27 protein-coding genes are annotated in these 26440 nt (G+C 62.1%); 12 read left to right on the top strand and 15 right to left on the bottom strand.

Going from position 1 to position 26440, the window contains the following annotated elements; translation table 11 throughout:
• Positions 1-16 precede the first annotated feature (16 nt).
• On the top strand, positions 17-817 hold the full coding sequence (locus GTP58_RS12585) for a response regulator (RefSeq protein ID WP_072782734.1): 801 nt from the start codon (positions 17-19) through the stop codon (positions 815-817).
• Positions 814-1734, top strand: a complete 921-nt coding sequence (locus tag GTP58_RS12580; RefSeq protein ID WP_072782732.1) for a hypothetical protein — start codon at positions 814-816, stop codon at positions 1732-1734. Before GTP58_RS12585 ends, GTP58_RS12580 begins: the two co-directional genes overlap by 4 nt.
• Here the strand turns inward: GTP58_RS12580 and prmC are convergent.
• From prmC to GTP58_RS12555, 5 genes are all read right to left on the bottom strand, one after another.
• Entirely contained in the window at positions 1724-2566 is an 843-nt protein-coding gene (gene prmC / locus GTP58_RS12575; protein ID WP_161077755.1) for a peptide chain release factor N(5)-glutamine methyltransferase, read from the bottom strand. The genes GTP58_RS12580 and prmC overlap by 11 nt on opposite strands.
• Entirely contained in the window at positions 2563-3033 is a 471-nt protein-coding gene (locus tag GTP58_RS12570; RefSeq protein ID WP_072782727.1) for a disulfide bond formation protein B, read from the bottom strand. The genes prmC and GTP58_RS12570 overlap by 4 nt, the downstream gene beginning before the upstream one ends.
• A 136-nt stretch (positions 3034-3169) precedes the next feature.
• Positions 3170-4246 (bottom strand): peptide chain release factor 1, encoded by a 1077-nt coding sequence (gene prfA / locus GTP58_RS12565; protein ID WP_072782724.1) that lies wholly within the window; start codon positions 4244-4246, stop codon positions 3170-3172.
• 89 nt (positions 4247-4335) lie between these two features.
• The gene (gene hemA, locus GTP58_RS12560) at positions 4336-5610 is read right to left on the bottom strand and encodes a glutamyl-tRNA reductase (RefSeq protein WP_072782721.1); all 1275 of its coding nucleotides are present in this window, start codon (positions 5608-5610) and stop codon (positions 4336-4338) included.
• Positions 5611-5697: 87 nt separating this feature from the next.
• On the bottom strand, positions 5698-6387 hold the full coding sequence (locus tag GTP58_RS12555; protein ID WP_072782718.1) for a response regulator transcription factor: 690 nt from the start codon (positions 6385-6387) through the stop codon (positions 5698-5700).
• 238 nt (positions 6388-6625) lie between these two features.
• On the opposite strand from GTP58_RS12555, the gene GTP58_RS12550 reads away from it, so the two are divergent.
• Positions 6626-7138, top strand: coding sequence for a hypothetical protein (locus GTP58_RS12550; protein ID WP_072782715.1), 513 nt, complete (start codon positions 6626-6628; stop codon positions 7136-7138).
• Here the strand turns inward: GTP58_RS12550 and minE are convergent, their stop codons facing one another.
• The 3 genes from minE to minC are packed head-to-tail and all read right to left on the bottom strand — an operon-like array spanning position 7139 to position 9020.
• The gene (gene minE, locus GTP58_RS12545) at positions 7139-7390 is read right to left on the bottom strand and encodes a cell division topological specificity factor MinE (RefSeq protein ID WP_072782712.1); all 252 of its coding nucleotides are present in this window, start codon (positions 7388-7390) and stop codon (positions 7139-7141) included.
• 2 nt (positions 7391-7392) lie between these two features.
• Positions 7393-8208: a septum site-determining protein MinD gene (gene minD, locus GTP58_RS12540; RefSeq protein ID WP_161077754.1), complete on the bottom strand. Its 816-nt coding sequence runs from the start codon at positions 8206-8208 to the stop codon at positions 7393-7395.
• Between the two features lie 26 nt (positions 8209-8234).
• Positions 8235-9020, bottom strand: coding sequence for a septum site-determining protein MinC (gene minC, locus GTP58_RS12535; protein ID WP_161078134.1), 786 nt, complete (start codon positions 9018-9020; stop codon positions 8235-8237).
• A gap of 227 nt (positions 9021-9247) precedes the next feature.
• Here minC and GTP58_RS12530 point away from each other — a divergent pair, with 227 nt between their 5' ends.
• The 6 genes from GTP58_RS12530 to GTP58_RS12505 all read left to right on the top strand — a co-directional run bounded on the left by GTP58_RS12530 (position 9248) and on the right by GTP58_RS12505 (position 14424).
• Complete coding sequence (locus tag GTP58_RS12530; protein WP_161077753.1) at positions 9248-10156, top strand: LysR family transcriptional regulator; 909 nt, start codon at positions 9248-9250, stop codon at positions 10154-10156.
• 249 nt (positions 10157-10405) lie between these two features.
• Positions 10406-11584: an acetyl-CoA C-acetyltransferase gene (locus GTP58_RS12525; protein ID WP_072782697.1), complete on the top strand. Its 1179-nt coding sequence runs from the start codon at positions 10406-10408 to the stop codon at positions 11582-11584.
• 70 nt (positions 11585-11654) lie between these two features.
• Positions 11655-12395 (top strand): acetoacetyl-CoA reductase, encoded by a 741-nt coding sequence (gene phbB / locus GTP58_RS12520; RefSeq protein ID WP_072782696.1) that lies wholly within the window; start codon positions 11655-11657, stop codon positions 12393-12395.
• A 90-nt stretch (positions 12396-12485) separates the two neighbouring features.
• Complete coding sequence (pip, locus tag GTP58_RS12515; protein WP_161077752.1) at positions 12486-13442, top strand: prolyl aminopeptidase; 957 nt, start codon at positions 12486-12488, stop codon at positions 13440-13442.
• Between the two features lie 70 nt (positions 13443-13512).
• Entirely contained in the window at positions 13513-13953 is a 441-nt protein-coding gene (locus GTP58_RS12510; RefSeq protein ID WP_072783626.1) for a DUF2721 domain-containing protein, read from the top strand.
• 18 nt (positions 13954-13971) lie between these two features.
• The gene (locus GTP58_RS12505) at positions 13972-14424 is read left to right on the top strand and encodes a hypothetical protein (protein WP_161077751.1); all 453 of its coding nucleotides are present in this window, start codon (positions 13972-13974) and stop codon (positions 14422-14424) included.
• Here the strand turns inward: GTP58_RS12505 and GTP58_RS12500 are convergent.
• Positions 14421-15011 (bottom strand): SRPBCC family protein, encoded by a 591-nt coding sequence (locus tag GTP58_RS12500; RefSeq protein WP_307188227.1) that lies wholly within the window; start codon positions 15009-15011, stop codon positions 14421-14423. The genes GTP58_RS12505 and GTP58_RS12500 overlap by 4 nt on opposite strands.
• Before the next feature lie 111 nt (positions 15012-15122).
• On the opposite strand from GTP58_RS12500, the gene GTP58_RS12495 reads away from it, so the two are divergent.
• A complete protein-coding gene (locus GTP58_RS12495; protein WP_161077750.1) occupies positions 15123-17168 on the top strand; it encodes an NADPH-dependent 2,4-dienoyl-CoA reductase in 2046 nt (681 codons plus the stop codon).
• On the opposite strand, the gene GTP58_RS12490 is transcribed toward GTP58_RS12495, so the two are convergent.
• The 4 genes from GTP58_RS12490 to GTP58_RS12475 form a co-directional block, all read right to left on the bottom strand.
• On the bottom strand, positions 17134-18771 hold the full coding sequence (locus GTP58_RS12490; protein WP_161077749.1) for a hypothetical protein: 1638 nt from the start codon (positions 18769-18771) through the stop codon (positions 17134-17136). The two genes, GTP58_RS12495 and GTP58_RS12490, sit on opposite strands and share 35 nt — an antisense overlap.
• The gene (ybaL, locus tag GTP58_RS12485) at positions 18768-20480 is read right to left on the bottom strand and encodes a YbaL family putative K(+) efflux transporter (protein WP_161077748.1); all 1713 of its coding nucleotides are present in this window, start codon (positions 20478-20480) and stop codon (positions 18768-18770) included. The genes GTP58_RS12490 and ybaL overlap by 4 nt, the downstream gene beginning before the upstream one ends.
• Before the next feature lie 70 nt (positions 20481-20550).
• Positions 20551-21000, bottom strand: coding sequence for a carboxymuconolactone decarboxylase family protein (locus GTP58_RS12480; RefSeq protein ID WP_161077747.1), 450 nt, complete (start codon positions 20998-21000; stop codon positions 20551-20553).
• 73 nt (positions 21001-21073) lie between these two features.
• Positions 21074-22480, bottom strand: coding sequence for a PLP-dependent aminotransferase family protein (locus tag GTP58_RS12475; protein WP_161077746.1), 1407 nt, complete (start codon positions 22478-22480; stop codon positions 21074-21076).
• A gap of 79 nt (positions 22481-22559) precedes the next feature.
• On the opposite strand from GTP58_RS12475, the gene GTP58_RS12470 reads away from it, so the two are divergent.
• Both GTP58_RS12470 and GTP58_RS12465 read left to right on the top strand, forming a co-directional pair.
• Positions 22560-22979 (top strand): GNAT family N-acetyltransferase, encoded by a 420-nt coding sequence (locus tag GTP58_RS12470; RefSeq protein ID WP_229215551.1) that lies wholly within the window; start codon positions 22560-22562, stop codon positions 22977-22979.
• Complete coding sequence (locus GTP58_RS12465; RefSeq protein WP_072782672.1) at positions 22976-23494, top strand: FMN-dependent NADH-azoreductase; 519 nt, start codon at positions 22976-22978, stop codon at positions 23492-23494. The genes GTP58_RS12470 and GTP58_RS12465 overlap by 4 nt, the downstream gene beginning before the upstream one ends.
• Here GTP58_RS12465 and GTP58_RS12460 read toward each other — a convergent pair.
• Both GTP58_RS12460 and GTP58_RS12455 read right to left on the bottom strand, forming a co-directional pair.
• Positions 23491-24612 carry a beta-ketoacyl-ACP synthase III gene (locus GTP58_RS12460; protein ID WP_161077744.1) on the bottom strand — a complete coding sequence of 374 codons (1122 nt, stop codon included), beginning with the start codon at positions 24610-24612 and terminating at the stop codon, positions 23491-23493. The two genes, GTP58_RS12465 and GTP58_RS12460, sit on opposite strands and share 4 nt — an antisense overlap.
• 191 nt (positions 24613-24803) lie before the next feature.
• Entirely contained in the window at positions 24804-26249 is a 1446-nt protein-coding gene (locus GTP58_RS12455; RefSeq protein WP_072782666.1) for a S41 family peptidase, read from the bottom strand.
• Positions 26250-26440: the final 191 nt, after the last annotated feature.

Raw genomic sequence — 26440 nt, 5'->3', positions numbered from 1 at the left:
TGAACGGGAGCACGCCATCCTAGCCCTGACTACCACCGAGCAAGCAAGGCCCGGCATCCTGATCGTCGATGACGAACGGGAGGAGCTGCGCTTCCTGACCGATTTGCTGCGCCGCCAGCTGTATCACGTACGCAGTGCCTCCGATGGCATGGCTGGCTACCAGGCCGCACTGGCCTCGCCACCCGACCTGATTTTGCTGGATGTCCGCATGCCGGGGCTGGATGGCTTTGCCGCCTGCCGCCTGCTCAAGGCCAATCCCGTCACCCATTCGATTCCGATAATTTTCCTCAGCGCGCTGGATGAGCCGGATGAACGCGTCGCCGGCCTGGCGATGGGCGGCGTGGACTTCGTCGCCAAGCCCTACCACCCGGCCGAGGTGTTTGCGCGGGTACGCATTCACCTGGAGCTGTCCGGCTTGCGCAGGGCCGCCCAGCCTACCGCGCTGACGCCGGCCGCGATGCCGGCGTTGCATGATCCTGACGAGGTGGTGGCCACTGCGGCCATGCGCCTGATCGAAGACAACCTGGCCGCGCCGCTGACGCTGGCCGGTATCGCGCGCGCCCTGGGGACCTACGACAAGCGGCTGTCGCATGTGTTCCGCCATTACGTGGGGATGACGGTGTTCGCCTATTTGAGCGAAGCGCGGATACGGCGTGGCCGGCATCTGCTGGCCGATACCGATATGAGCGTACAGCAGATCGCCGAGCAGACCGGCTTTAGCAGCGCTGCCAATTTCGCTACTGCGTTCCGTGAGCGCGTGGAGTTCACGCCCACCGCCTACCGCCAGGCGATGCGCCATCCGGCGGTGCGGCCATGAGCCGCAAAGACCTGGACGCGGTGCGCGTCCGCGCGCGCTTGCTGGCGGCCCTGAACCATGACCTGCGCGCGCCGCTGGCGCGCATTGCCACCAGCGCCAGTACCGGCTGGGTGGATGTACTGACGCTTGAGAATGAAGCACGGCGCCAGCTTGAATGGTTGTCGGACTTGCAGGAATGCGCGCGTTTCGAATTGCAGGCGCCGGAACTGGCGCCGGCGCCGGCCTACCTGCATGCGCTGATGCGGCACGTAAGCCACGACAACAGCGAGCTGCCGGCGCTGGCGGTGCTGGATGCGCGGCGCCTGGCGCAGGTGCTGGCGCGGCTGCGCGACCATGCCGGTGGCCAGATGGCGCTGCGGGCGCTGAATTTTCCGGGCGACGTGGCGCTGGCCTTCCAGGCCGGCGTGGCCGATGGCCCGTGGAGCGACGTTACCGCCGCGCTGAGCGACGATCGCATCCTGCCCGGGGTAATGGTGGCCGCGCACCTGGTGCGCGCCATGGGCGGCGTTTTACAGCAGAGCGGCGATGCCTTGCGGTTTGCCATCCGCGTGCCGCTGGCCGAGGAACAGGACGCGATGCCGCCGACACCGCATTTCGACTGGCCCGAGCCGTTCGGCAGCGGCCATGCCATCCTGCTGCTGGAGCCGCACCAGCCGATGCAGGACTATCTGAGCGAGATACTGGAAAGCGCGGAATTCGATGTGCAGTATGAACCCGGAGACCGCGATCCGTCGCTGATCCTGTGCGCCGATGAAAGCGTGTGGGACATCTGGCCGCGCGAGGAGGCGCCGCCGGTGCTGCTGCACACGCTGCTGCCGCCGCTGCGGCCGACGGATTTTATCGAGGTGATGTACAAGCCGGCGCCGGCCGCGATGCTGCTGTCGGCCTTGCGCCGCCGGCTGGAGATCAGGCTTTGAGGCGGCCGCCGGTGACGCGTTCGATGCCGGCCAGGTCGCACCAGCTCTGCACTTCCGTGTAGCCGGCGTCGCTGAGCAGCGCGCGCACGGCGGCCGACTGGTCGTAGCCATGCTCCATCAGCAGCCAGCCTTGCGGCTTCAGATGCGGCGGTGCGCCGGCAATGATGATGCGCAGCGCGGACAGGCCGTCCGCATGGTCGGTCAGTGCGCCCACCGGTTCGTAGCGCAGATCCCCTTCGGCCAGATGACGGTCGCCACTGGCGATGTAGGGCGGGTTGGAGGCGATGACGTCAAACGTTGCGGCGCCTTGCAGCGCGCTGTACCAGTCGCTCTGCAGGAAGGTGACGCGGGCGTTGTTGTTGCTGGCGTTGCGGCTGGCGACGGCCAGTGCGTCGGCGCTGACATCGAGCGCGGTGACGTCGGCATCCTTGCGTGTGTGGGCCAGCGAGACGGCAATGGCGCCGCTGCCGGTGCCCATGTCCAGCACGCGGCCTTGCGCGGGCAGGCGGTCCATGGCCAGTTCGACCAGCAGTTCGGTATCGGGACGGGGGATCAGCACGGCGCTGCTGACTTCAAACGGCAGGCCAAAGAACTCACGCTGGCCGACGATGTAGGCAATCGGTTCGCCGGCAAGGCGGCGCTGCACCAGCGCGGCGAAGCGCTGCGCTTCGTCTTCGCTCAGCGCGCGCTCGGACTGCGTGATGAGGGCGATGCGGTTCAGCTCCAGCGCGTGGCACAGCAGCACGCGGTTGTCCAGCGCCTCCAGCAGCGACTGCCGTTGCAGCGCGGCGAGGGTGACGCCGGCCTGGATGGCGTGGACAGTGTCGATCATCGTACGCGGCGGATCAGCAGCCAGCCCAGCGACAGCGTGAACAGGCCAAACCACAGGAAGGACCACTGCGGAATCGACAGGCCAAACCATGGCGCCAGCGCGTCTTCGCACAGGCCATCGGCCTGGAACAGGAACGGCAGGTAGGTCGCGGTCGGGATCTTGTTGAGGAAGGTCTCCATCGGGTCGATGCCGCAGGACAGGCCAGGATGCGCCAGCACCCACAGATGCTTGCCGGCCGTGAACAGGCCGCCCAGCGCCGCCAGCAGGCCGACGCCGGCCAGTGCTTTCGGCTTGCTGGTGTAGGCGCCGATCAGCGCGAACACGCCGATGGCGATGAACAGGTAGCGCTGGATCACGCACAGCGGGCATGGCAGCATGTCCAGACCGTGCTGCAGATACAGGGCGACGCCGATCAGGCCAAAGGCGCCGATGGCGATGGACAGCAGCAGGGAACGGGTATGTATCATGAAGTGATCCGGTGGGGTAAATGCCGGCAATTTTCGCACAATGTTGTCAGGGAGGTCTTAGGCGGCTCTTAAATTTGACCCGCACACCGCTGCCGGGGGTCTGACCCCGGACGGGGTCAGACCCCTTCATCTGGGGTTAGTCGCCCAGGGCTGCCAGCAGTTCTGCCTGGTGTTCGGTGGTCAGGGCATTGGTCAACTCGGTCAGGTCGCCGTCCATGATGAAGTCCAGCTTGTACAAGGTCAGGTTGATGCGGTGGTCGGTCATGCGGCCTTGCGGGTAGTTGTAGGTGCGGATGCGTTCACTGCGGTCGCCGGAACCGATCAGGCTCTTACGCGTAGCCGCTTCCTTGGCCTGCTGTTCGCGCAGCTGCACGTCTTTGATGCGGGTGGCCAGCACCTTCATGGCCTGCGCCTTGTTCTTGTGCTGCGAACGGTCATCCTGGCACTCCACCACGATGCCGGTCGGCAGGTGGGTGATGCGGACCGCGGAGTCGGTCTTGTTGATGTGCTGACCACCGGCGCCCGAGGCGCGGTAGGTGTCGATGCGCAGCTCGGACGGATTGATATTAACGTCTTCCACTTCGTCCGCTTCCGGCATCACGGCCACGGTGCAGGCGGAGGTGTGGATGCGGCCTTGCGTCTCGGTGGCTGGCACGCGCTGCACGCGGTGGCCGCCGGATTCAAATTTCAGTTTCGAGTACACGCCGTTGCCGACCAGGCGCACGATGACTTCGCGGTAGCCGCCCAGGTCGGACGCGGATTCCGACACCATCTCCACCTGCCAGCGATTGCGTTCGGCATAGCGCGTGTACATGCGCAGCAGGTCGCCCGCGAACAGCGCCGATTCATCGCCGCCAGTACCGGCGCGGATTTCCAGGAAGATGTTGCGCTCGTCGTTGGCGTCTTTTGGCAGCAGCATTTTCTGCAGTTCCAGATCCAGTTCGGCGGTGCGGGTTTTGGCGGCTTCGATTTCTTCCTGCGCGAATTCCTTCATGTCCGGATCGGCCAGCATTTCCTGCGCGGCGTCGATGTCGCCCAGCGCTTCCTGGTAGGACTTGTAGACCGCGACCAGCGGGCCGATTTCGGCGTGCTCGCGGGTCATCTTGCGGTAGCTGTCCATATTATCGGTGGCGCCTTCGGACATCAGCAATTCATCGAGTTCGACCAGACGGTTTGCCAGTTGATCGAGCTTGGCCAGCATGGATGGTTTCATAGCGTATTTCTTGGAAAGTGAGACGTTTGCCGCGCAGGTGGCGACGGAAAGGGATACAACGCAGGAGGTGGTCCTGCAAGCGGCTGCAGCTAACGGCGGCCGCGGAACATCTGTGGCAGCAGTTCTGCCAGCTGGGCGCGTTCTTCGCCCTGCGCACGGTGCAGCGCCTGCTGCGGGCCGTGCATGAATTTTGCGGTCAGGCCCTTGGACAGGGCTTCCAGCACGGCGTCGACGTCCTCGCCCTTGGCCAGCATCTTGCGGGCACGTTCCAGTTCCATCTGGCGCAGCGCTTCGCCGTTTTCCTGCAGGTGCTGGATCACGGGGACCACGGCGCGGTCGTCGATCCAGTGCATGAAGGACTGCACGCGGGTTTCGATGATGGCTTCGGCCTGCGCGACGGCAGCCTGGCGGTTTTCAATGCCGGTCTGGACTACCTTGCCCAGGTCGTCGACGGTGTACAGGAAGGCGTCGTTGAGGCGCGCCACTTCCGGTTCGATATCGCGCGGCACGGCCAGGTCGACCATGAACATGGGCTTGTGGCGGCGTGCCTTGATCGCGCGTTCCACCATGCCCAGGCCAATCAGCGGCAGCGACGAGGCGGTGCAGGAAATCACGATGTCGTACTGGTGCAGCTTGTCCTGCAAATCGGCGAGGCGGATGGCGCGGCCGCCGAAGCGGTGGGCCAGCACTTCGCCGCGTTCCAGCGTGCGGTTGGCGATGGTGATGGATTTCGGATTCTGCGCCGCGAAGTGGGTGGCGCACAGTTCGATCATTTCACCGGCGCCGATGAACAGCACGTTCTGCTCGGAGATCTTGTCGAAGATGCGCTGCGACAGGCGCACCGCAGCAGCGGCCATCGACACGCTGTGGGCGCCGATTTCGGTGGTGCTGCGGACTTCTTTCGCGACCGAGAACGAGCGCTGGAACAGCTGGTGCAGATAGGTGCCCAGGCCGCCCGCTTCATCGGCGGTGCGGATGGCGTCCTTGATCTGGCCGAGGATCTGGGTTTCGCCCAGCACCATCGAGTCCAGCCCGGAGGCGACGCGGAAGGTGTGGCGCACGGCGTCGTGCTGCGGCAGCATGTACAGGTGCGGGCGCAGTTCGGCGTAATTGAGCTTGTGGAAATCGGCCAGGAAATGGGCGCCGGCGTCGAGCGGATCGGGCACGGTGCTGGCGGCATACAACTCGGTGCGGTTGCAGGTCGACAGGATGGCCGCTTCATCGGAACCACGGTGGTCGATGCGTTCAAACCACGAACGCGCCGCCATCACCGCCTGCCCCAGCTGATCCGGGGCGAACGCCAGCTGCTCGCGTAGCGAGACCGGAGCGGTGGTGTGATTGAGGCCGACGGCAAGCAGCTGCATTTCGGGTCCAGGCGATAAATATGCGGACATTATACCGTGCCTGCCTGGGTGTTGCCCTGCGGACTGCTTAAAGACCGAGCAGTTTGCTCAGGCTCCCAGCTTTTCCAGGCGGTAACCGTAGCTGTAGACCGGCACCAGGCGGAAACCATTTTCTGGCTTTAATTGCAACTTGTTGCGGACGCGGGAAACGTGGGTGTCCATGGTGCGCGACGGCACGGCGGTTTCGCGTATCCACACGGCTTCATGGATGTAGGCGCGCGACAGCGGACGGCCGATGTTGCGGAAAAATAACAGTGCCAGGTAGAACTCTTTGTGGGTCACGTCCAACACTATGCCGTCCATGAGCAGGCGGCCCGGGCGGGTTTCAAAGATGTATTGACCGAATTGCAGCTGTTCGGCGCCGTTCTGGGCCGGATAGGCGCGGCGCAGCAGGGCTTGCACGCGGGCCACCATTTCACTGCGGCGCAGCGGCTTGATCATGTAGTCGTCGGCGCCGGCGGCCAGGCCGGCCACGATGTCGTCTTCGCCGGAACTGGTGGTCAGGAACAGCACGGGCGCGTTCTCCGGCAGTTTTTCCTTGGCGCGGCGCATGACTTCGGCGCCGCTCAGGTCCACTACCTGCCAGTCGAGGATCAGCATGTCATAGCTGTCCTTGCGCAATTGCGCCAGAACATCTTTGGCGGTCTGGAAACTGTGGCAAATATGGCCGGCGGAGGTCAGGACCTGGCAAATCAAATCCGCCTGGCTACGGTCGTTGTCGAGTACGGCAATTCTCATACTGCTGCCTGCTGGAAAAATTGTTAAGGAGAAGTCACTCCGAATATAACAGAGATTTACAAATCAGTTAGCAAAAACGCCAATTATTTTTTCTAAAAACATCAAATATGTTTTTATGACAATACTTGTTTTCACAGTACGCACCCGCATATTCATTACACGGTACACTGGAAAAACGCTGAATTCAATGCAGAAGTTGAAAAATGGCAAGAATGAACAGCGCCATACTGGAGGGCGGATGAGCAGCAAAAAAGACACAAATTGGACGCTGTTGCCGGCTTCGCAACGTGACATCGCCGATGTGCGGGAACGCTGCCGCCAGCTGGTGCGCCGGCGCGCGATGGTGTCGGCGGGCATGGCGGCGGTGCCGATTCCGGGGCTGGATATTGTTTCCGACCTGCGCCTGTTTGCGCTGCTGATTGACGACATCAATCAGGAGTTTGGCTTGTCCGAGCAGCAGATCGAACGGCTGCAGCCGAAATTCCGCCTGATCGCCTATGAAGCGGCGATTGGCGTCGGCGGCATGCTGGTGGGAAAACTGGTAACGCGGGAAGTGGTGATGCAGCTATTGCGTAAAACCGGCTTCAAGACGGTGGCGCGCCAGGCCAGCAAGCTGGTGCCGCTGGCAGGCCAGCTGGCCTCGGCCAGCATCGGCTTTTTCGCCTTCCGCCAGATCGGCTACCAGCATGTGGAGGCGTGCGCCAAGGTGGCGCAGGAACTGCTGTCGGCTGGCGTGCACCAGCCGGCGTAGTTACGCGTCCGGCAGGACCACGTTGACATCGAGGACTTCCAGGTTGCCTTGGCGGTCCAGCGAAATCTTGATGTCGTCGGCGTTGACCTTGGTGTACTTGGAAATCACCTCGATCAGTTCCTTGTGCAGCGCCGGCAGGAAGTCCGGACCGGCGCGGCCGCTGCGCTCGCGCGCAATGATGATCTGCAGCCGCTCCTTGGCCGCAGTCGCGGTTTTTGGTTTAGGCGGAAACAGGAAAGAAAGCAGTGCCATGATTACTTGCTCCCGAAGATACGCTGCAGCAGGCCTGGCTTTTCATACGTGGTAAAGCGCAGCGGCAGTTCCTGGCCCAGGAAGCGCGACACCACATCTTCGTAGGCTTCCGCAACATCGGTGCCCTTGAAGTGAATCGCTGGATTGCCCTGATTCGATGCATGCAGCACCTGTTCCGATTCCGGAATGATGCCCACCAGTGGAATGCGCAGGATTTCCTGCACATCTTCGTACGACAGCATTTCGTCCGCTTCCACGCGTTTAGGCGAGTAGCGGGTGATCAGCAGGTGCTCCTTGACCGGTTCGCCGCCAGTCTGCGCGCGGCGCGACTTGGCCTGGATGATGCCCAGAATGCGGTCGGAGTCACGCACCGACGATACTTCCGGGTTGGTCACGATGATGGCTTCGTCGGCAAAGGTCAGCGCCATCAGCGCGCCATGCTCGATACCGGCCGGCGAATCGCAGATGATGAACTCGAAGCCCATGTTGATGAGCTCGTGCAGCACGATTTCCACGCCGTCTTCCGACAGCGCATCCTTGTCGCGGGTCTGGGACGCCGGCAGGATGAACAGGTTGTCGCAATGCTTGTCCTTGATCAGCGCCTGGGTCAGCGTCGCTTCCTTGTTGATCACATTGATCAGGTCGTAGACCACGCGGCGTTCGCAGCCCATGATGAGGTCCAGGTTACGCAGGCCGACGTCAAAGTCGATGACAGCGGTTTTGTGGCCGCGCATGGCGAGGCCGGTCGAGAAGCTGGCGCTGGAGGTGGTTTTACCGACACCGCCCTTGCCGGACGTTACAACAATAATTCTTGCCACGAATAATCCTTTTCAGAGTGGTGTGCTTAAGCGCGGTTTGCAGTATTGACAGATGATATATCGATTCTGTCACCGACCAGGCGAATTTGCGTGGGCGAACGTGCATATTCCTGAGGGAATCCGTCTTCAAACGTACTGTAGACGCCGGCGATGGAAACCAGTTCCGGCGACATATTCAATGCAAATATCCGGGCCTGGGCATTGCCCGAGGCGCCGGCGAGTGCGCGGCCATTGAGCGTGTTGTACACGTGAATGCTGCCGTCAGCGATGATTTCGGCGCCGTTGTTGACCACGGCGGTGACCACCAGGTCGCAGCCGCGCGCGTAAATGCGCTGGCCGGCACGCACCGGCGTGTCGATGATCATGACGTCGGTGCCGTGGCTTGCAGCGGCAGGCGGCTGGGCCTGGGCGGCCACCACGGCGACTGGCGCCGGGGCAGCAGTCGAGACCGGTACCGGCTTCGGTGCCGGCTCCTCTTCACGCGGCTTGGCGCTGGCGGTTTCCAGGCTCAGGCCGTGGGCGGCGATGTCGGCAGCCATTTCTGGCGGCGCATTGCGCACGGCGACCGGGTTCAGGCGGTATTTTTTGAGCAGGGCGATCAGGCCGCCCCAGTCGATCGGATCGCCGCCGGCCGGCACTGCGGCAACGTCGATCACGGTCAAATCGTCTTCAAAGAAGTCGGCGGTGCCACCGGTCATTTCAGCCAGTGCGGCGTCGAGAGCGATGCGGTCGGCCGTGGCCAGGATGGCGGACACGGCGACAACGGTGGAAATCTTAATTTCTATGGGCTTTTGAAACAGGCTCTTGGACATGGGCGACAGTATCAGGGTTATCCTCGCGCGCATGCGCAGGCACCAGCATTCTACTGTGGAAAATCAGGAAAGGGGAGGGCAGTCTAGCGTGTGCGCCAGCAAATATGCGGCTTTGATCTTGTTTGCTTGTCATCTGCATTTCATATTGGTGCGCTAAAGTGTGCGGCAACCGGTCTATCATTAAAATGAAAGATTTTTCGCTTACACATGAATATAGCTAATAGGCCATGCTAGAGATACGCCATCTACGCACTCTGAGCGCACTGCGCTCGGCCGGCAGTCTGGTGCGTGCTGCCCAACTGCTCAACCTGACGCAGTCGGCCCTGTCCCACCAGATCAAATTGCTGGAAGATCGCTATGGCGGCCCGCTGTTTGAGCGCAAATCGGTGCCGATCGGCTTTACTGCCACGGGTTCCCGCCTGCTCAAGCTGGCGGATATGCTGTTGCCGGAAATTGAGACGGCGGAGCGTGAGGTTGCGCGCCTGATGCAGGGAGATACGGGGCAGTTGCGGGTGGTACTGGAATGTCATACCTGTTTTGACTGGCTGATGCCGGTCATGGACGAATTCCGCAAGCGCTGGCCGGAAGTGGAAATCGACCTGGTGTCGGGCTTCCACAGCGAGCCGGCCGAGCTGCTGCGCAATGGCGAGGCCGATCTGGTGATTGGCTCTTCTTATGGGCCAGAGTTCAACACCTTCCCGCTGTTCCGCTACGAAACCCTGATCGTGATGGCGCAGAAGCACCGCCTGGCGGCCAAGCGTCGCCTGCAAGCGGCTGATTTTGAAGGCGAAACCCTGATTACCTATCCGGTGCCGGAACACCGGATCGACCTGGTCCGCGAAGTACTCAACCCGGCCCATATCCACTTCAAGCGCCGCAGCGCCGAGCTCACGGTGGCGGTGTTGCAGCTGGTGGCCAGTCGCCGCGGCATTGCCGCGCTGTCCAACTGGGCCATCAAGAACTATGTCGATTACGACTACGTAATCGCCCGTCCGGTCGGCGAACATGGACTGTGGAGCGACCTGTTCGTCTCCGTGCCCGAGGCGCAGAAACACAAGGCCTATGTGCTGGACTTCGTCAATGTGATACGGGAGCAGTGCGCTGGCGCACTTGATGGTATCAAATTATTATCGTGACAAATTGACACTGTTTCTGCAAAATACACACATGGGGTTTGATGCGCATCAAAGTGGGCGCTGAAACCAGCGCATACGATGAGTGCCCGACCGGTTGTCGTCAGGCACGGATGCTGCTAGATAATCCTGGCGATTCCTCGCGGCGACGCACCATCGAAACCTGCCACGGCTTCCGTGTGGACGGCGTATGATAAAAGTTCGCGTTGTTGCTCAACTTAGCTGGCTGCGGCCGGCGCATTGGAGAATCAAATGGATGATGTAGTTATTGTGGCCGCTGGCCGTACTGGTGTGGGTAAATTCGGCGGCAGCCTGGCCAAGGTTCCGGCGTCGGAACTGGGCGCACATGTCATCAAGGGCCTGCTGGCCAAGACCAATATCGATCCTAACCTGATCAGCGAAGCCATCCTGGGCCAGGTGCTGACCGCTGGCGTGGGCCAGAATCCGGCGCGCCAGGCCGTCATCAAGTCCGGCCTGCCGAACACCATTCCCGGCTTTACGATCAACCACGTTTGCGGCTCCGGCCTGAAAGCAACCCACCTGGCGGCGCAAGCGCTGAAGGCAGGCGATGCACAGATCGTGATTGCCGGCGGCCAGGAAAACATGAGCGCTTCGCCGCACGTGATCAATGGTTCGCGCGACGGCTTCCGCATGGGCGACTTCAAGGCCGTGGACAGCATGATCGTGGATGGCCTGTGGGACGTCTATAACCAGTACCACATGGGCACGACCGCCGAGAACGTTGCCAAGAAATACGAGATTTCGCGCGCGGAACAGGATGAATTCGCACTGCAATCGCAACTGAAGGCGGAAGCGGCGCAGAAAGCCGGCAAATTCAAGGATGAGATCCTGCCACTGGAAATCGTCCAGAAAAAGGGCAGCATCGTGTTCGACACCGACGAATACGTCAAACCAGGCTCGACCCTGGAAGCCCTGGCCGGCCTGCGTCCAGCGTTTGCCAAGGATGGTACCGTGACGGCCGGTAACGCCTCCGGCCTCAACGATGGCGCCGCCGCCGTGATGATGACCACCGCCAGTAAAGCGCGTGAACTGGGCCTGCCGGTGCTGGCCAAGATCAAAGCCTACGCTTCGTCCGGGCTGGACCCGGCCTACATGGGCATGGGCCCAGTGTCCGCTACCAAGCTGTGCCTGAAAAAGGCCGGCTGGACGCCGGATGATTTGGACCTGCTGGAAATCAACGAAGCCTTTGCTGCACAGGCAGTGGCCGTCAACAAGGAAATGGGCTGGGATACCAGCAAGATCAACGTCAATGGCGGCGCAATCGCCATCGGCCACCCGATCGGCGCGTCCGGCGCCCGCGTGCTGGTGACGCTGATCCACGAAATGATCCGTCGCGATGCCAAGAAAGGCCTGGCCTCGCTGTGCATCGGCGGCGGCATGGGCGTAGCGCTGGCAATCGAGCGCGAATAAAAACAACTTGCGGTCCGGCCTGGGGCCGGGCCATCTTCGATTTTGAGTGCTTCATTAAGAGGGGACGATAATGGCAAGAGTAGCATTGGTAACCGGTGGCATGGGTGGTCTGGGCGAGGCAATTAGTTACAAACTGTCAGCCTTGGGCTATTGCGTTGTCACCACGTATTCCCCTGGCAATCCCAAGGTTGAACAATGGCTGGCCACCACGCGTGACCAGGGCTATAACTTCCGCGCCTATCCATGCGATGTGTCGGACTACGATTCGGCCCAGGCCTGCATCGCCGCGATCGAAAAAGACATCGGTCCGGTGGACGTACTGGTCAACAACGCGGGCATCACGCGCGACATGACCTTCAAGAAAATGGACAAGCCGAACTGGGACGCCGTCATGGCCACCAATCTGGATTCCGTGTTCAACATGACCAAGCCGGTGTGCGATGGCATGGTGGAGCGTGGCTGGGGCCGCATCATCAACATCTCGTCAGTCAACGGCCAGAAGGGCGCGTTCGGCCAGACCAACTACTCGGCGGCCAAGGCCGGCATGCACGGCTTCACCAAGGCGCTGGCGCTGGAAGTCGCGCGCAAGGGCGTGACCGTCAACACCATCTCGCCAGGCTATATCGGCACCAAGATGGTGATGGAGATTCCACAAGACGTGCTGGACACCAAGATCATTCCGCAAATTCCGATGGCCCGCCTGGGCAAGCCGGAAGAAGTGGCCGGTCTGGTGGCCTACCTGGCGTCGGATGAAGCGGCTTTCGTGACGGGCGCCAATATCGCCATCAACGGCGGCCAGCATATGTCCTGACGCGGCATCACGCTGCGCTGCACAAGCCGGGATCGTTCGCGATCCCGGTTTTTTTTCGTACAATCTGCTATCGATGCTCAAAGGATAGCCATGTTCGACCCATCTTCCGCCCTGTTCCCGCCCATCGCGCCCAGCCGTCACGGCATGCTGGCGGTTGACGACCTGCATACCATCTACTGGGAGGAAGTCGGCAATCCTGACGGCATCCCTGTGATCTTCCTGCATGGCGGCCCGGGCGCCGGCCTGTCGCCGCAGCATCGCCGCTTCTTCGATCCCGACCAGTACCGCGTGATCCTGTTCGACCAGCGCGGCGCCGGCAAATCGACGCCGCTGGGCGAGTGCCGCAACAACACCACCCAGCTGCTGATCGAGGACATCGAACGCCTGCGCCAGATGTGCGGCATCGAACAATGGCTGGTGTTTGGCGGCTCCTGGGGCTCGACGCTGGCGCTGGCGTACGGCGAGGCGCATCCCGAGCGCTGCCTGGGCTTTGTGCTGCGCGGCGTGTTCCTGTGCACGCAGGAGGAGATCGACTGGTTCCTCGATGGTGCGCGCTGGTTCCATCCCGAGGTGCATGCGGAATTTATTGCGCCAATTCCAGTCGAGGAGCGTGACAACCTGCTGCAGGCGTATGTGAAGCGCATCATGAGCGACGACCCGGCCGTGCACTGGCCGGCCGTGCGCGCGTGGAGCCGCTTTGAAGGCCGCCGTGTGTTCCTGCTGCCGCAGGCGGAAGATCCGCCATCGGATGCGCTGGACCTGGGCGTGGGCCGGCTGGAATCGCACTACATGGCCAACCTGGGTTTCTTCAGCGAAGACCAGCTGCTGCGCAACGTCAGCCGCATCGCCCACCTGCCGGTGACGATCGTGCAGGGCCGCTACGACGTGATCTGCCCGCCGGTATCGGCGTGGCGCTTGCACCAGGCCTGGCCTGGTTCGGTGCTGAACGTGATCCCGGATGCGGGCCACGGCGCCATGGAAAAAGGCATTTCGCGCGCGCTGGTGGCGGCCACCGAGCAGTTCAAGCGCAAGCGCGCCTTTGCCTGAAAAACGGCCCGAGGGGACGCGGGCTGTTACACTAGAGACTAATCGATAAGACCAACACCGCATGGCCATCATGAACATTCAGACCGGCGATATCGGTCACATCATCCAGCTGGCGATTGCGCCGGTGTTCCTGCTATCGGGCGTCTGCACCAATCTGATCGTGCTGACCAACCGGCTGGCGCGCATCATCGACCGCTCGCGCGTGCTGGAAGACCGGCTGGATGTCGCCTATAGCGACCCGTATCTGAATGAGCTGGACGTGCTGTACCGCCGTTCGCACCTGATCAATATGTCGATCTTTTTGTCGACGGCCTGCGGCCTGTTTGTCTGCCTGATTGTCGCCATGCTGTTCCTGGGTGATATCACCAACTTCAGCCTCGATAAATACATAGCCGGCATGTTTGTGGTCGCGGTGATCTGCCTGGTGGGCAGTTTCGTCGCGCTGCTGCGTGAAATTTTCATCGCCTCGGCGGCGATGCGGTCGCACCGCCATAAACGGCGGGAGCGATAATTTTTTTGTGAGACCATCATGCACGACTACCAACGCCCGCCCACCCTGTACCGCTACGGCGTGCGCGAAGACCTGGAACTGGCGCTGACCCAGGGCCAGTTCATCCTGCGTCCATCCAACAGCTGCCTGACGCTGAGCTTCTCCCAGGTGTGGGACCGCAAACTGTTCGAGCTATTCTCGTCGGACAGCTGCCTGATCATCCATAACAGCGAAGAATTCGGTGAGCGCATCCACCGCGCCGTGCAGCGTACGCTGCCTAGCTGGGCGGGCATCGATGGTGCGATTGAATACGGCACGCGTGCCGCACTGGGCGCCGCCTTCACCAAGACTGCGGCCGAAGCACAGGAACAGGAATGGCAGTTCGCCTGGCGCGCCATGCAGGCGCAATTGAGCCTGAATCCGGTGCTCATCAAGATCGGCAGCCTGGAAAATTTCGCTGAACTGCGTTCGCAGGACACCTACCTGGCTTAATCCTTCTGGGGAATCGCTTCGACTTTCGGCGAATCGCGGCGGTCGATGCGTGCCAGCACGGCGCTCATCATGCGCTCGATATCGCCACGTATCATCTTGGAACCCAGGATGCCGGGCACGTAGAAGTTCGGCTGCAGCTTGCCGTGGTAGATGATTTTGGTGCCGCCCGTTTCCGGCACGGGCACCAGTTCCCAGCGCGACTCATAGTGCTTCATATCGCCCGAGATCAGCGAGATGTCGATGGAGGACATCGGCTGCTCCACGGCGCGCACAATCAGATGGATGGTCTTGGACATGAACAGGAAGCGGGCCACGCCGAATTGTTCGATGATGATTTCATTGCCATTGCGGGACAGGACTTTGCACGACTCCATGTCCGGCACAAACTCCGACATGCGTTCATAGCCGGTGAGGATGCGCCACACCTTGGGCAACGCCGCCGCCACGGTGCCCGTGGAGTCGACTTCGTACATATGCTGCCCGTCCTGGTCGATGCGATTGACGGAAACCTCCAGCTTGGGCAGCTCAATCTTGGGCGCCTGCGCTGATGCCACGGTGGCCAAACTGGCGCCTAACAACAAAAACAAGAGGAATCGCATCATTTGACCAGCGTACGGGAAAGGGTGGCAGAATACAAGAGCAGCACGCGCGGACTTTAGAAGCCCAGATCTAGAGAATTGGGATTTAATGCGGGCATTATGAAAACTACACCATACCCACACTTGCTGGCCCCACTCGACCTGGGATTCACGACGCTGCGCAACCGCGTCATGATGGGATCGATGCACACCGGCCTTGAAGACCGCTTCTACAACTACGGCAAACTCGCCGCATTCTATCGCGAACGTGCGCGTGGCGGCGTGGGTTTGATCGTCACCGGCGGCATCTCTCCTAACAGGTCCGGCTGGCTGCTACCCTTTGGAGGTACGCTCAACTTCAAGGGTGATGTGGTCAACCACCGGCGTGTGACCAAGGCGGTGCACGAAGAGGGCGGCAAGATCCTGATGCAAATTTTGCATTCTGGCCGTTATGGTTATCAGCCGTTCGTGGTGTCCGCCTCCGACAAGAAATCGCCGATCTCGCCGTTCAAGCCACGCGCGCTGAGCGAGGCGGGTATCGAGAAAACCATCCGTGATTACGCCCGCTGCGCCAGGCTGGCGCGCGAGGCCGGCTACGACGGCGTGGAAGTGATGGGCAGCGAAGGCTATTTGTTAAATCAGTTCCTGTGCGCGCGCACCAATCTGCGTACCGACCGCTGGGGCGGCAGCATCGAGAACCGCATGCGCCTGGCAGTGGAAATTGTGAAACGCATCCGCGCGGAAGTGGGCAATGACTTCATCATCATGTACCGCCACTCGCTGCTGGATCTGGTGGAAGGCGGCAATACCTGGGACGATGTGGTGACTGTTGCCAAGGCCTTGCAGCATGCCGGCGCCACGATTCTGAACACCGGCTATGGCTGGCACGAAGCGCGTGTGCCGACCATCGTCACTTCGGTGCCGCGCGGCGCCTTTGCCAGCCTGGCGGGCCGTCTGCGTCTGGAGGTGACGATCCCGGTGGTGGCGTCCAACCGCATCAACATGCCGAACGAAGCGGAAGGCATCCTGCAGCGCGGCGAGGCGGACATGATTTCGATGGCGCGTCCCTTCCTGGCCGACTCGCACTTCGTTATCAAGGCGGCCGAGGGCCGCAGCGACGAGATCAACACCTGCATCGGCTGCAACCAGGCTTGTCTGGATCACACCTTCTCCCGCAAGCGCGCCAGCTGCCTGGTGAACCCGCGTGCCTGCCACGAGACGGAACTGGTGTACGCACCGGCCGTGAAGAAGCGCCGTGTAGCAGTCGTCGGCGCGGGGCCTGCCGGCTTGTCGGCATCCACGGTGGCGGCGGAATGCGGCCACGATGTGACGCTGTTTGATGGATCCGACAGCATCGGTGGCCAGTTCAAGATCGCCATGCAGGTGCCGGGCAAGGAAGAATTTGCGGAGACCATCCGCTACTTCGGCCGCAAGATCGAACTGACCGGCGTGAAGCTGAAACTGGGCGTGCGCGTGACGCGCGAGCAGCTGCTGGCCGAGGGCTATGACGATGTGATCGTCGCCACCGGCATCAAGGTACGCAAGCCGCCGATTGACGGTATCGACCATCCGAAGGTGCTGTCGTACGTGGACGTCCTGCGCGACAAGAAGCCGGTCGGCAAACGTGTAGCGATTATCGGCGCCGGCGGTATCGGCTTCGATATGGGCGAGTTCCTGCTGCACGATCCTGCCCACCCGCTGCCGCTGGCGCTGGATGTCTGGGCCAGGGAGTGGGGCGTCAGCATGAAGGGCGATACGCCAGGTGGCCTGGTGCCGGCATCGCAGCCGGAACCGGTGCGCCAGCTGTATCTGTTGCAGCGCAAGACTTCCCGTCCGGGCGCAGGCCTGGGCAAGACATCGGGCTGGGTGCACCGCGCGGTGCTGGCGCGGAATGGCGTGGTGATGCTCTCCGGCGTGCAGTATGACCGCATCGACGATCAGGGCCTGCACGTCACCGTGGGTGGCGAGCAGCGTTTGCTGTCGGTCGATAACGTGGTGATCTGCGCGGGCCAGGACAGCCTCGCGGAGTTGATGCCGAGCGAAGAGGAAGCGAAAGCCAATACGAACTGGCCGCGCTTCCACAAGATCGGCGGCGCTGCGCTGGCGGCCGAGCTGGACGCCAAGCGCGCGATCAAGGAAGGCGCGGAGCTGGCCGTGCGCCTGTAAGCCGCTTCAGGGCGGCATCGATATCGACGTCGTAAGGTTCGGCAGGAACATCGAACCCATTGCAGGCGACGTTGACGGTGTCGCCGTTCTTCAGATTCAGCGTGACTTCATGTCTCGCATCGCACGCGGTTTTTGCCGCTTGCGATGCCAGCTGGCCTGCATTGAACGGTTGGCCTTCCACGCCTGTGACGATCATGTCCACGCGCAGTGCCTTGCAGGCCGGACCGGCGGCGATGCGGAAAGCGGAAGGCTCGCTGTAGTAGCTTACGCCGCCGTTGCAATCGGCGCGCATGAACTGATTCATCATCAGGTTCGCGATGGATGCGCTAAAGGACAGACTCCAGGCAGCTGCAGGACGTATCAAAGCACCAGGCGTTTTCGCGTAGTCTGCGAAGATGGCGGCGACCGGTTCATCGCTGCCCAGACGTGCCAGCCAGCGCGTTTTGCATTGCTCACCTGCGCGGCACTCCAGCTGTGCAAAGCTGGCGGCATGCTTGTCTGCGGCGTCGCGGTAGTAGTCGCGTAGCGCCAATGCTGCCTTCTGCCCATCGCCCTGGCCTTCAAGGCCGATGGCGTGGAAGGCCAGGCCGCAGGCATACGGCGTGCGGCCCCACTGGCGGTTCACGGTCCGGCTCCAGCTCTTGCCATTGCTGGCGACCAGGCAGTCGGTGAATGCCGACTCCAGTTCATCCTTCAATTTTGCGTTACTCAGCCAGCCCAGGGTTGCGCTTGCGCTCCAGCGCAGGAATTCGGCGCCGCCTTCATGAAACATGGCGCCATCATCGCCCCAGGCATCCGCCCACTCATATGGCTGCGAGAGGTGGCTGGCTTCGTGCGCAATCAGTGTCCGCACATTGGACTGCATTTCCGGACTGGGCGAAACCGGGAAGGTCAGACGTATCATCGTACGGTTGGCAACATCGCCGCGCCAGCTATAAGGATTTGGCGATACGGAGGCGACGACGTAGGGCGACGGTATCGTCAGCCCCGGCAAGGCGCGATGCAGGTAGCCGGTCGTGTCACGCAGGGTATCCGTGACAAAGCGCTCATCGTCCTTTGTGAAGCCTGGCCCCATGTGCGTGGTGGCACTGGACTGCTTAAGCAGCAGCACCACCGCCAGGGTATTCACTCTTTCCTGCGTCGCTGGCGCCGATGCCTGCGTGCCGCCCACTACGCCATCGAGAACAACCGTGCCCGGGGCGCTGAACTTCCAGTTAACAGGCCCGCATGACGGTGCGACCGCATAGACGCTGGTATGCGCGAAGAAGCCTTCACCTACCGGATAAGCCCAGGGATAGATGCGGTCGAGATTGCGCGTAGAGGCCGGGATGCGAAAACGCAGGCTGCCGCAGCTGGGCGCCTTGCGCTGCACGTGCTGCCCGTCCACCGTGGCGCAATCGTCGGCAGGCTGCCATTCGGCGCGAATGCTGGCCGCGTCCTGCGGGCGTATGCCATCGTTGATAAATTCCAGCGACTGGCACGCGGCCGGAACATCGTAGCGCAGCTCAAGTGCATTCTGGTCAATGACGCTGAGCGTCGCGGTAACGGTTTGTGCCGACGCGGCGCCTGCGGCGAGCGTCAGCAAAGGCAACCAGTATTTCAATGATGTTTGTCCTGTTTTTTCTCAAAGCTGTCGAGCACATAAGCCGTCATGCCTTTGGCCAGTTCCTGCTCGCCCATGAAGATTTCTCCGGCGCGCTCGCTGCGCAACAGGTCTGCTTCTTCATCGTTGTGGGTGCGGACCACGGTCTTGATGTTGGGATTGAGCGCGCGGGCGGTTTCGATCATCGCGCGGACGTGGAAGGTGTCCGGCGTGGCAATCACCAGCATGGACGCATGCGCGATGTGGGCCTGGATAAGCACTGCCGGTTCGCCGGCATTGCCGGCTACAGCGGGCACACCTTCCTTGCGCAGCTGGTCCACCACCTCGCGGTTCTGCTCCGCGACCACGAAGGAAATGCCTTTCTCTTTGAGTCCAGCGGCGATGCGGCGGCCCACGCGGCCGTAACCGACCAGCACCACCTGGCCGCGCAGATGTTCATGCGGCACGGAGGTTGGCAGTTCGGCCAGCGGATCGGCCGGACGGTCGAACTTTGCAGCCAGTCCCTGGTTTTTACCCAGCCAGCGTTCCAGCGGTTTGGTCACGTGGAACACCACAGGATTCAAGGCGATGGAGATGATGGCGCCGGCCAGGATCAGGCTCTGGCCTTCCACCGGCATCAGTTTCAGCGACAGGCCCAGTGCGGCCAGGATGAAGGAGAACTCGCCGATCTGCGCCAGGCTGGCGGACACCATCAGCGCGGTCTTGGCCGGATAGCGCAGCACCAACACCAGCAGGAAGGCCGCCACCGATTTGCCGACCACGATGATCGCCACCACGGCCAGCAGTTTCAATGGCTGTTCGATCAGGATGGATGGCTCGAACAGCATGCCGACCGAGACAAAGAACAGCACCGCAAACGCATCGCGCAGCGGCAGCGATTCTTCCGCCGCACGGTGCGCCAGTGCGGATTCGCGCAGCACCATGCCGGCAAAGAAGGAGCCCAGCGCGAACGATACGCCGAAGTAATGCGTGGATGCGTAAGCGATACCTACCGCTGCGGCGATCACGCACAGCGTGAACAGTTCGCGCGAACCGGTACGCGCCACCTGCCACAAAATCCATGGGAACAGTTTGCGGCCCACCACCAGCATCAGAACGATGAAGGCCGTGACCTGGCCCAGCGTGATGGCCAGCGTGGTCCACAGGTCGCCGCCACCGCCGTGCGAGGTATCGACTTCGCCGCCCAGCGAACCGGCCAATGCCGGCAGCAGCACCAGCACCAGCACGGTAACCAGATCTTCCACCACCAGCCAGCCGACCGCGATGCGGCCGTTGAAGGTGTCGAGGATGCCGCGTTCTTCCAGCGCCCGCAGCAGCACCACAGTGCTGGCCACCGACAGCGCCAGGCCAAACACCAGTCCACCGCCGATGCTCCAGCCCCAGAAGTGGGCCAATGCCATGCCCAGTGCGGTGGCGACGGCAATCTGCAGCACGGCGCCGGGTAGCGCCACCCTGCGTACGTCCCACAAGTCATCGAGAGAGAAATGCAGGCCGACGCCGAACATCATCAGCATCACGCCGATTTCGGCCAGCTGGCTCGCCAGTGCAGTATCCGCCACGAAGCCCGGCGTGGCCGGGCCAATAATAATGCCCGCAGCCAGATAGCCCACCAGCGCCGGTAATCGCAGGCGCGTTGCAAGATAGCCGAACAGGAGACCAGCTCCCAGAGCGGCGGCGATAGTGGTAATCAGGCTGATGTTGTGGGGCATGCGTGGGGGGCTCCTTGGCAAAAAATCTACGGGAAACCCTCAGCGTAACACACCAACACCTTAAACTTGCTTAAAGCGACAACGCGGCCGGCTGCATACGCATGGAGACGCCGAAGCGGTTGAAGGCGTTCATGAGCGCCACCGCCACGGTGACATCGGCCATTTCCTGCTCGCTCAGTACCGACAGGGCTTTTTGATAGTCGGCGTCCGGCACCTTGCTTTGCTCGACACGGGTGACGACTTCCGCCCATGCCAGCGCGGCGCGTTCCTTGTCGGAGAACAGGGCTTCCGCTTCTTCCCACACCGGCACCAGTGCCACCTTGTCGATCTTGACGCCTTGCTTCAGCAGGTCGCGGGTGTGCATATCAATGCAATAGGCGCAGCCGTTGATCTGCGAGACGCGCAGATAGACCAGTTCCAGCAGCTCGGCCGGCAGGGCTGCCGACACATACTCTTTGACCATGCCGAAACCTTTGTAGGCTTGTGGCGCAAATTTGAATACTTCCAGACGCTTGCTCATGATGACTTCCTCGGTTGATTACGATGGAGTCATTGTGCGCCTGCATGGCCTAGCCAGGAAGAGCCATGAATAGTCATTTGGAGTAGGCCATGAGGATGCGCCTGCCCAGCGCCTGCGCCCGTGCCTTTGTGTCAATGTTGGTAAACGCGAGCAGCAGCGCCGATGCGCCGTGCGGCAGCACGCCGCGTTCGGACAGCGCCAGTGCCGACATGCCGTCTTCGCGCATGCGCGCGGCCAGCGCACGGTCGGTGTGATAGCCCTTCATGCGCAACACCAGGTGCATGCCGCCAGGCTGGGGATCAACCTGCATATGCTTGCCCAGCACCGACGACAGGCCATCGGCAGTCAGCTCGCGGCGCTCCGCGTACAGGCGCCGCATGCGCTGGATGTGGCGGGCGAAATGGCCTTCGTTCATGAAGTCGGCGACGATTTTCTGCATCAGCGTCGGACCGGCTGCCGCGAAGGTGCGGGTGATTTCCTCGAAGCGCTCCACCTGCGCGGGCGGCACCACCAGGTAGGCCAGCCGTATCGCCGGGAACAGTACCTTGCTGAAGGTGCCGGAGTAGAGCACGCGGCCATCGCGGTCCAGGCTTTGCAGCGCCGGCAGCGGACGGCTGACGTAGCGGTATTCGCCGTCGTAGTCGTCCTCCACGATCCATGCGCCAGACCGGGATGCCCAGTCCAGCAACGCCAGCCGGCGCGGCAGCGACAGCGAGACGCACAGCGGGCTTTGATGCGCGGGCGTGACCACGGCGGCTTTGGCGTTGGGCGCGGTGGCGACGCCGTGCGACACCATCAGGCCTTCGCCGTCCACCGATACCGGGGCCGGGCACAGGCCTGCTTCGGCCAGCAGCGCACTGGTGGGCGGATAGCCGGGGTCCTCCACCCACACGGCATCGCCGGGCTTGAGCAAGGCGCGCGCGATCAGCTCCATGGAGTTGCGGTAGCCATTGGTGATGAATACCTGCGATGGCGTACAGTCGATGCCGCGCGACAGCTGCAGATAGGTGGCGATGGCGGTGCGCAGCTCGGGCAGGCCGGCCCATGGCGGGTAGATCATGTCTTCCGGCTGGGTGGCGCGCACGGCGCGTGCGGCCAGGCGTGCCCACACCTTGCGCGGGAAAACATCCAGCGCCGGTATGCCCATCTGGAATGGCCGCGTGGTAGATGCGGCATCACCCAGATTCGTGCGGACTTCGGCCGGGCGCGGTGTGGGCGCCACAGGCGCGTGGCGGGCCAGGGCGGGCGTGACGACGGTGCCGGCCTGGCCGCGCGCTTCGACGTAGCCTTCCGCCGTCAGCAGCGCGTAGGCGGATTCCACGGTGCCGCGCGCCAGGCCCAGTTCCAGCGCCAGTGCGCGCGCGGCGGGAATGCGGTCGCCCGGTTGCAGCAGGCCCTCGGCGATGGCGCCGCGGAAGCGGGTATAAATCTGGCGGTACAGTGGTTCCGATGCGCTGGTATCCAGCTGGAGGAAATCCATGGTCTACTCCATTTGTCATTTCTTGGCTCTATGGATTATGCCATTGGCAGCCTACGATAGCGTTTTGAAAGGACATGCCATGAAGATCGTCGAGACCGAACAGGAGCTGCGCGCCTGCTATCCGGTGATGAAAGAGCTGCGCCCGCACCTGCCATCGGAAGATGCGTTTGTGGCGCAGGTACTGCGCCAGTATGAACAGAACTACCGTATCCTGGCGGTGTGGGAGGAGGACGCAGTGGTGGCGCTGGCTGGCTACCGCTATCAGGAGAACACGGTGTACGGGCGCTTCCTGTATGTGGATGACCTGGTGACGGCGGAGCAGCATCGCAGCCATCGCTGGGGCGCGCTGCTGCTCGGGAAGCTGACGGTGTTCGCGCAGGAGGCCCGCTGCGCGCGGCTGGTGCTGGATACCGCCTTCACCAATGTGCAGGCGCAGCGCTTCTACTTCCGCGAAGGCTTGCTGCCGGGTTCGATGCGATTCGGGAAGGTGCTGGCATGAAGAAGATTTTGCACATCTGCGCCAGTGCGCGTGGTGAGGAGTCGTCCAGCTACCGCCTGTCGCAGCAGGCGATTGCCGAGCTGCGCGGGCGCTATCCCGATGCGCGCGTGGTGCTGCGCGATTTGCACGCCGAGCCGCTGCCGCATGTGGACAGCCTGTATTCCAACACGCTGGCGCGGCTGCCGGGCGGTGCGCCGCATGCGCAAGGCCGCTCGTCGCTGGCGTGGTCGGATTTGCTGATCGAGGAATTGAAGGCGGCGGATGCCGTGGTGATCGCCACGCCGATGCACAACTTCACCGTGCCGTCCGCACTGAAGGCGTGGCTGGACCACGTGGTGCGGATCGGCGTGACATTTAACGCGACGTCGGAAGGCAAGGTAGGCACGCTGCCTGACCGTCCCGTGTACATCGCCGTCAGCATGGGCGGCGCACGTGCGCGCCAGCCAGATTTCCTCGAACCCTACCTGCGCGCCATCCTGCCGACCATTGGCCTGAAAGACCTGCGCTTCGTTTAGAGGCGCTTCACCACTACCGCGCCGATCGAGTAGCCGGCGCCGAAGGAGCAGATCACGCCCAGCTGGCCTGGTGTCATGTCTTCCGAATGTTTGTGGAAGGCGATGATGGAGCCGGCCGACGAGGTGTTGGCGTATTCGTCCAGGATCACCGGGGCTTCCTGCGGTTCGGCGTCGCGGCCCAGCACCATGCGGCTGATCAGCAGGTTCATGTTCAGGTTGGCCTGATGCAGCCAGAAGCGGCTGATCTGCGGTACTTCCAGACCGGCATTGGTCACGGTGTCCTTGATCATTTCTGCGGCCATCGGGCAGACGTCCTTGAATACCTTGCGGCCCTGCTGGCGGAACAGTTTGTCCGGCTGGCCGATGCCGGCTTCGTCGAAGCGGTTCAGGAAGCCGAAGTTGTTGCGGATGTTGTTGGAGAAGCTGGTCTTGAGTTTGGTGTCCAGGATTTCCCAGCGGTGTGCGCCCTTGGCGGTGTCGGCGGCTTCCACGATGATGGCGGTGCAGGCATCGCCAAAGATGAAGTGGCTGTCGCGGTCGCGCCAGTTCAGGTGGCCCGAGGTGATTTCCGGATTCAGCACCAGCACCGCGCGCGCCTGGCCGCTTTGCACCGCTGCCACGGCTTGCTGGATGCCGAAGGTGGCCGACGAGCAGGCTACGTTCATGTCGAAGCCGTAGCCGACGATGCCCAGCGCTTCCTGCACTTCCACGGCCATGGCCGGGTAGCCGCGCTGCATGTTGGAGCAGGCCACCAGCACCATGTCGATATCGGCTGCGGTTTTGCCGGCGCGGTCCATGGCCTGCTGGGCGGCTGCCACGCAGATCTCTGCCTGCAGCGACAGTTCGTCGTCGGCGCGTTCCGGGATGTGCGACACCATGCGCTTCGGATCCAGGATGCCGGCTTTTTCCATCACGTAGCGCGACTTGATGCCGGACGCTTTCTCGATGAAGGCCACGCTCGATGGTTCCAGCGCCGTGACCGTGCCTTCGGCGATCGCGCCGGCGTTGTCCGCGTTGAACTGTTCGACGTAGGCATTGAAGCAGGTCACCAGCTCTTCGTTGGTAATCGATTGTGCTGGAGTGTAGAGGCCGGTACCGCTGATGACGGCTTGTTTCATGATTAAACTTTCAAATTAAGCAATGGCAGTCGCCAATAATGAGGCAAATTCTACACAATGCCTACACGATACGCGAAAATAAAAGCGGCGCCCTTGAGGCGCCGCCGTAATTTTAACCAGTCACCCCGCATACCGGAGACGTGGGGTCGGACCCCGTACGGGGTCAGACCCCTGTGGCCGCAGTGCGGGTTTTATTTTTTAGCCAGGTCTTTTTTCAGGCCGGCGTCGGCCGAAACCACCGTGGTGGCAGGCTTGGCAGTTTGTACCGGCAGGCCTTTCAGGTGGTTGATCGCCTGCTGCAGCTGGAAGTCTTCGCCGCTGCCGTAATCCAGTGGCTTGCGTTTCTTCTCCAGCGCGACGATGCGCAGCTGTTCTTCCAGCTCATCGCGTTTGCTTTTTTCGCCTTCCGCCTCGCGGTCGTTGACCAGGTGCTTGTCCAGGTCCGCTTCGCGCGTGCGCAGTGCGTTCAGGCCATCGCCGTCAGCGTATTCGTCCACCGCCACGTCCGGCGTGATGCCCTTGGCCTGGATCGAGCGGCCATTTGGCGTGTAGTAGCGCGCGGTGGTCAGCTTGACGGCGGTGTCGGCGGTCAGCTGGCGGATGGTTTGTACCGAGCCCTTGCCAAAGGTCTGGGTACCGATGATGTCGGCGCGCTTGTAATCCTGCAGCGCACCGGCGACGATTTCGGAGGCCGAGGCGGAACCGGTGTTGACCAGCACCACCATCGGCACGCGCTTGAGGGCGGTTGGCAGCTTGGCCAGTGCATCAGTCTCGTTGCGCAGGGCGTAGTATTCGGGACGGCCGTAGAAGATCTGTTTCTGGTCCGGCAACTGGCCGTTGGTGGACACAATCGGCGAGTCCTTCGGCAGGAACGCGGCAGCGACGCCAATCGCGCCCTGCAGCACGCCGCCCGGATCATTGCGCAGGTCCAGTATCAGGCCCTTGATGTTCGGATCCTGTTTGTACAATTCGGCAATCTTGGCAGCCATGTCATCGACGGTCGGCTCCTGGAATTGCGAGATGCGCAGCCAGGCGTAGCCCGGTTCGATCATCTTGCCTTTCACGCTCTTCTGGTGAATTTCTTCGCGCGTGATGTTGAACACCAGCGGCTCGGCTTCGCCCTTGCGCAGCACGGTCAGGCTGACTCTGCTGTTGGGCTCGCCGCGCATCTTCTTGATGGAGTCGTCCAGCGACAGGCCTTTGACGGGCGTGTTGTCGAGGCGGCTGATCAGGTCGCCTGGCTTGATGCCGGCACGCCAGGCTGGCGAATCTTCAATCGGCGCGACGATCTTGATGTAGCCATCTTCGCTCTGGCCGATCTCGATGCCCAGGCCAACGAACTTGCCCTGCGAACCTTCACGCAGTTCGGCGTAGGCTTTCTTGTCCAGGTAGGCGGAGTGTGGATCCAGCGAGGCCACCATGCCCGAGATGGCCTCGGTCAGCAGCTTCTTGTCTTCGACCGGCTCGACGTAATCGGACTTGATGAGGCCGAAGACATCGGCCAGCTGGCGCAACTCTTCCAGTGGCAACGGCGGGTCCGCAGGCTTTTGCGCCATTGCGGAGAATTGCAGGGAGATGGCCACGCCAGCTACCACGCCCAGTCCGACCAGACCGGAATTCTTTAATTTCTTGCCCATGTTTCACCTGTCAAAGCTAGCCGCTGCGGATTTGCAGCCTGCATGAAATGAGTATAAACCTGATTTCGAGCAAACGTAGTAGCCATCACGAAATGATTTATACCTTTACGAGGATTTACAACGCTTTCCGTTGACTTTTAAAGCGCACCAATGCCCGCTTGGCGAAAGACCAAGTTTGCTGTTTTGTACGC

Source organism: Duganella sp. CY15W (assembly GCF_009857555.1).
Classification (GTDB): domain Bacteria; phylum Pseudomonadota; class Gammaproteobacteria; order Burkholderiales; family Burkholderiaceae_D; genus Rugamonas; species Rugamonas sacchari.
The sequence above is the reverse complement of the archived record's forward strand: the minus strand, read 5'-3'. Positions and strand labels throughout refer to the sequence as shown.

Bases quoted from the DNA above. Each gene is read 5' to 3' on its own strand.
- GTP58_RS12480 (WP_161077747.1), bottom strand. From the start codon at position 21,000: ATGAGCAAGCGTCTGGAAGTATTCAAATTTGCGCCACAAGCCTACAAA.
- GTP58_RS12525 (WP_072782697.1), top strand. From the start codon at position 10,406: ATGGATGATGTAGTTATTGTGGCCGCTGGCCGTACTGGTGTGGGTAAA.
- minC (WP_161078134.1), bottom strand. From the start codon at position 9,020: ATGTCCAAGAGCCTGTTTCAAAAGCCCATAGAAATTAAGATTTCCACC.
- GTP58_RS12470 (WP_229215551.1), top strand. From the start codon at position 22,560: ATGAAGATCGTCGAGACCGAACAGGAGCTGCGCGCCTGCTATCCGGTG.
- GTP58_RS12460 (WP_161077744.1), bottom strand. From the start codon at position 24,612: ATGAAACAAGCCGTCATCAGCGGTACCGGCCTCTACACTCCAGCACAA.
- ybaL (WP_161077748.1), bottom strand. From the start codon at position 20,480: ATGCCCCACAACATCAGCCTGATTACCACTATCGCCGCCGCTCTGGGA.
- GTP58_RS12495 (WP_161077750.1), top strand. From the start codon at position 15,123: ATGAAAACTACACCATACCCACACTTGCTGGCCCCACTCGACCTGGGA.
- GTP58_RS12550 (WP_072782715.1), top strand. From the start codon at position 6,626: ATGAGCAGCAAAAAAGACACAAATTGGACGCTGTTGCCGGCTTCGCAA.
- minE (WP_072782712.1), bottom strand. From the start codon at position 7,390: ATGGCACTGCTTTCTTTCCTGTTTCCGCCTAAACCAAAAACCGCGACT.
- phbB (WP_072782696.1), top strand. From the start codon at position 11,655: ATGGCAAGAGTAGCATTGGTAACCGGTGGCATGGGTGGTCTGGGCGAG.
- GTP58_RS12580 (WP_072782732.1), top strand. From the start codon at position 814: ATGAGCCGCAAAGACCTGGACGCGGTGCGCGTCCGCGCGCGCTTGCTG.
- hemA (WP_072782721.1), bottom strand. From the start codon at position 5,610: ATGCAGCTGCTTGCCGTCGGCCTCAATCACACCACCGCTCCGGTCTCG.
- GTP58_RS12555 (WP_072782718.1), bottom strand. From the start codon at position 6,387: ATGAGAATTGCCGTACTCGACAACGACCGTAGCCAGGCGGATTTGATT.
- pip (WP_161077752.1), top strand. From the start codon at position 12,486: ATGTTCGACCCATCTTCCGCCCTGTTCCCGCCCATCGCGCCCAGCCGT.
- GTP58_RS12475 (WP_161077746.1), bottom strand. From the start codon at position 22,480: ATGGATTTCCTCCAGCTGGATACCAGCGCATCGGAACCACTGTACCGC.
- GTP58_RS12465 (WP_072782672.1), top strand. From the start codon at position 22,976: ATGAAGAAGATTTTGCACATCTGCGCCAGTGCGCGTGGTGAGGAGTCG.
- prmC (WP_161077755.1), bottom strand. From the start codon at position 2,566: ATGATCGACACTGTCCACGCCATCCAGGCCGGCGTCACCCTCGCCGCG.
- GTP58_RS12510 (WP_072783626.1), top strand. From the start codon at position 13,513: ATGAACATTCAGACCGGCGATATCGGTCACATCATCCAGCTGGCGATT.
- GTP58_RS12505 (WP_161077751.1), top strand. From the start codon at position 13,972: ATGCACGACTACCAACGCCCGCCCACCCTGTACCGCTACGGCGTGCGC.
- prfA (WP_072782724.1), bottom strand. From the start codon at position 4,246: ATGAAACCATCCATGCTGGCCAAGCTCGATCAACTGGCAAACCGTCTG.
- GTP58_RS12455 (WP_072782666.1), bottom strand. From the start codon at position 26,249: ATGGGCAAGAAATTAAAGAATTCCGGTCTGGTCGGACTGGGCGTGGTA.
- GTP58_RS12530 (WP_161077753.1), top strand. From the start codon at position 9,248: ATGCTAGAGATACGCCATCTACGCACTCTGAGCGCACTGCGCTCGGCC.
- GTP58_RS12570 (WP_072782727.1), bottom strand. From the start codon at position 3,033: ATGATACATACCCGTTCCCTGCTGCTGTCCATCGCCATCGGCGCCTTT.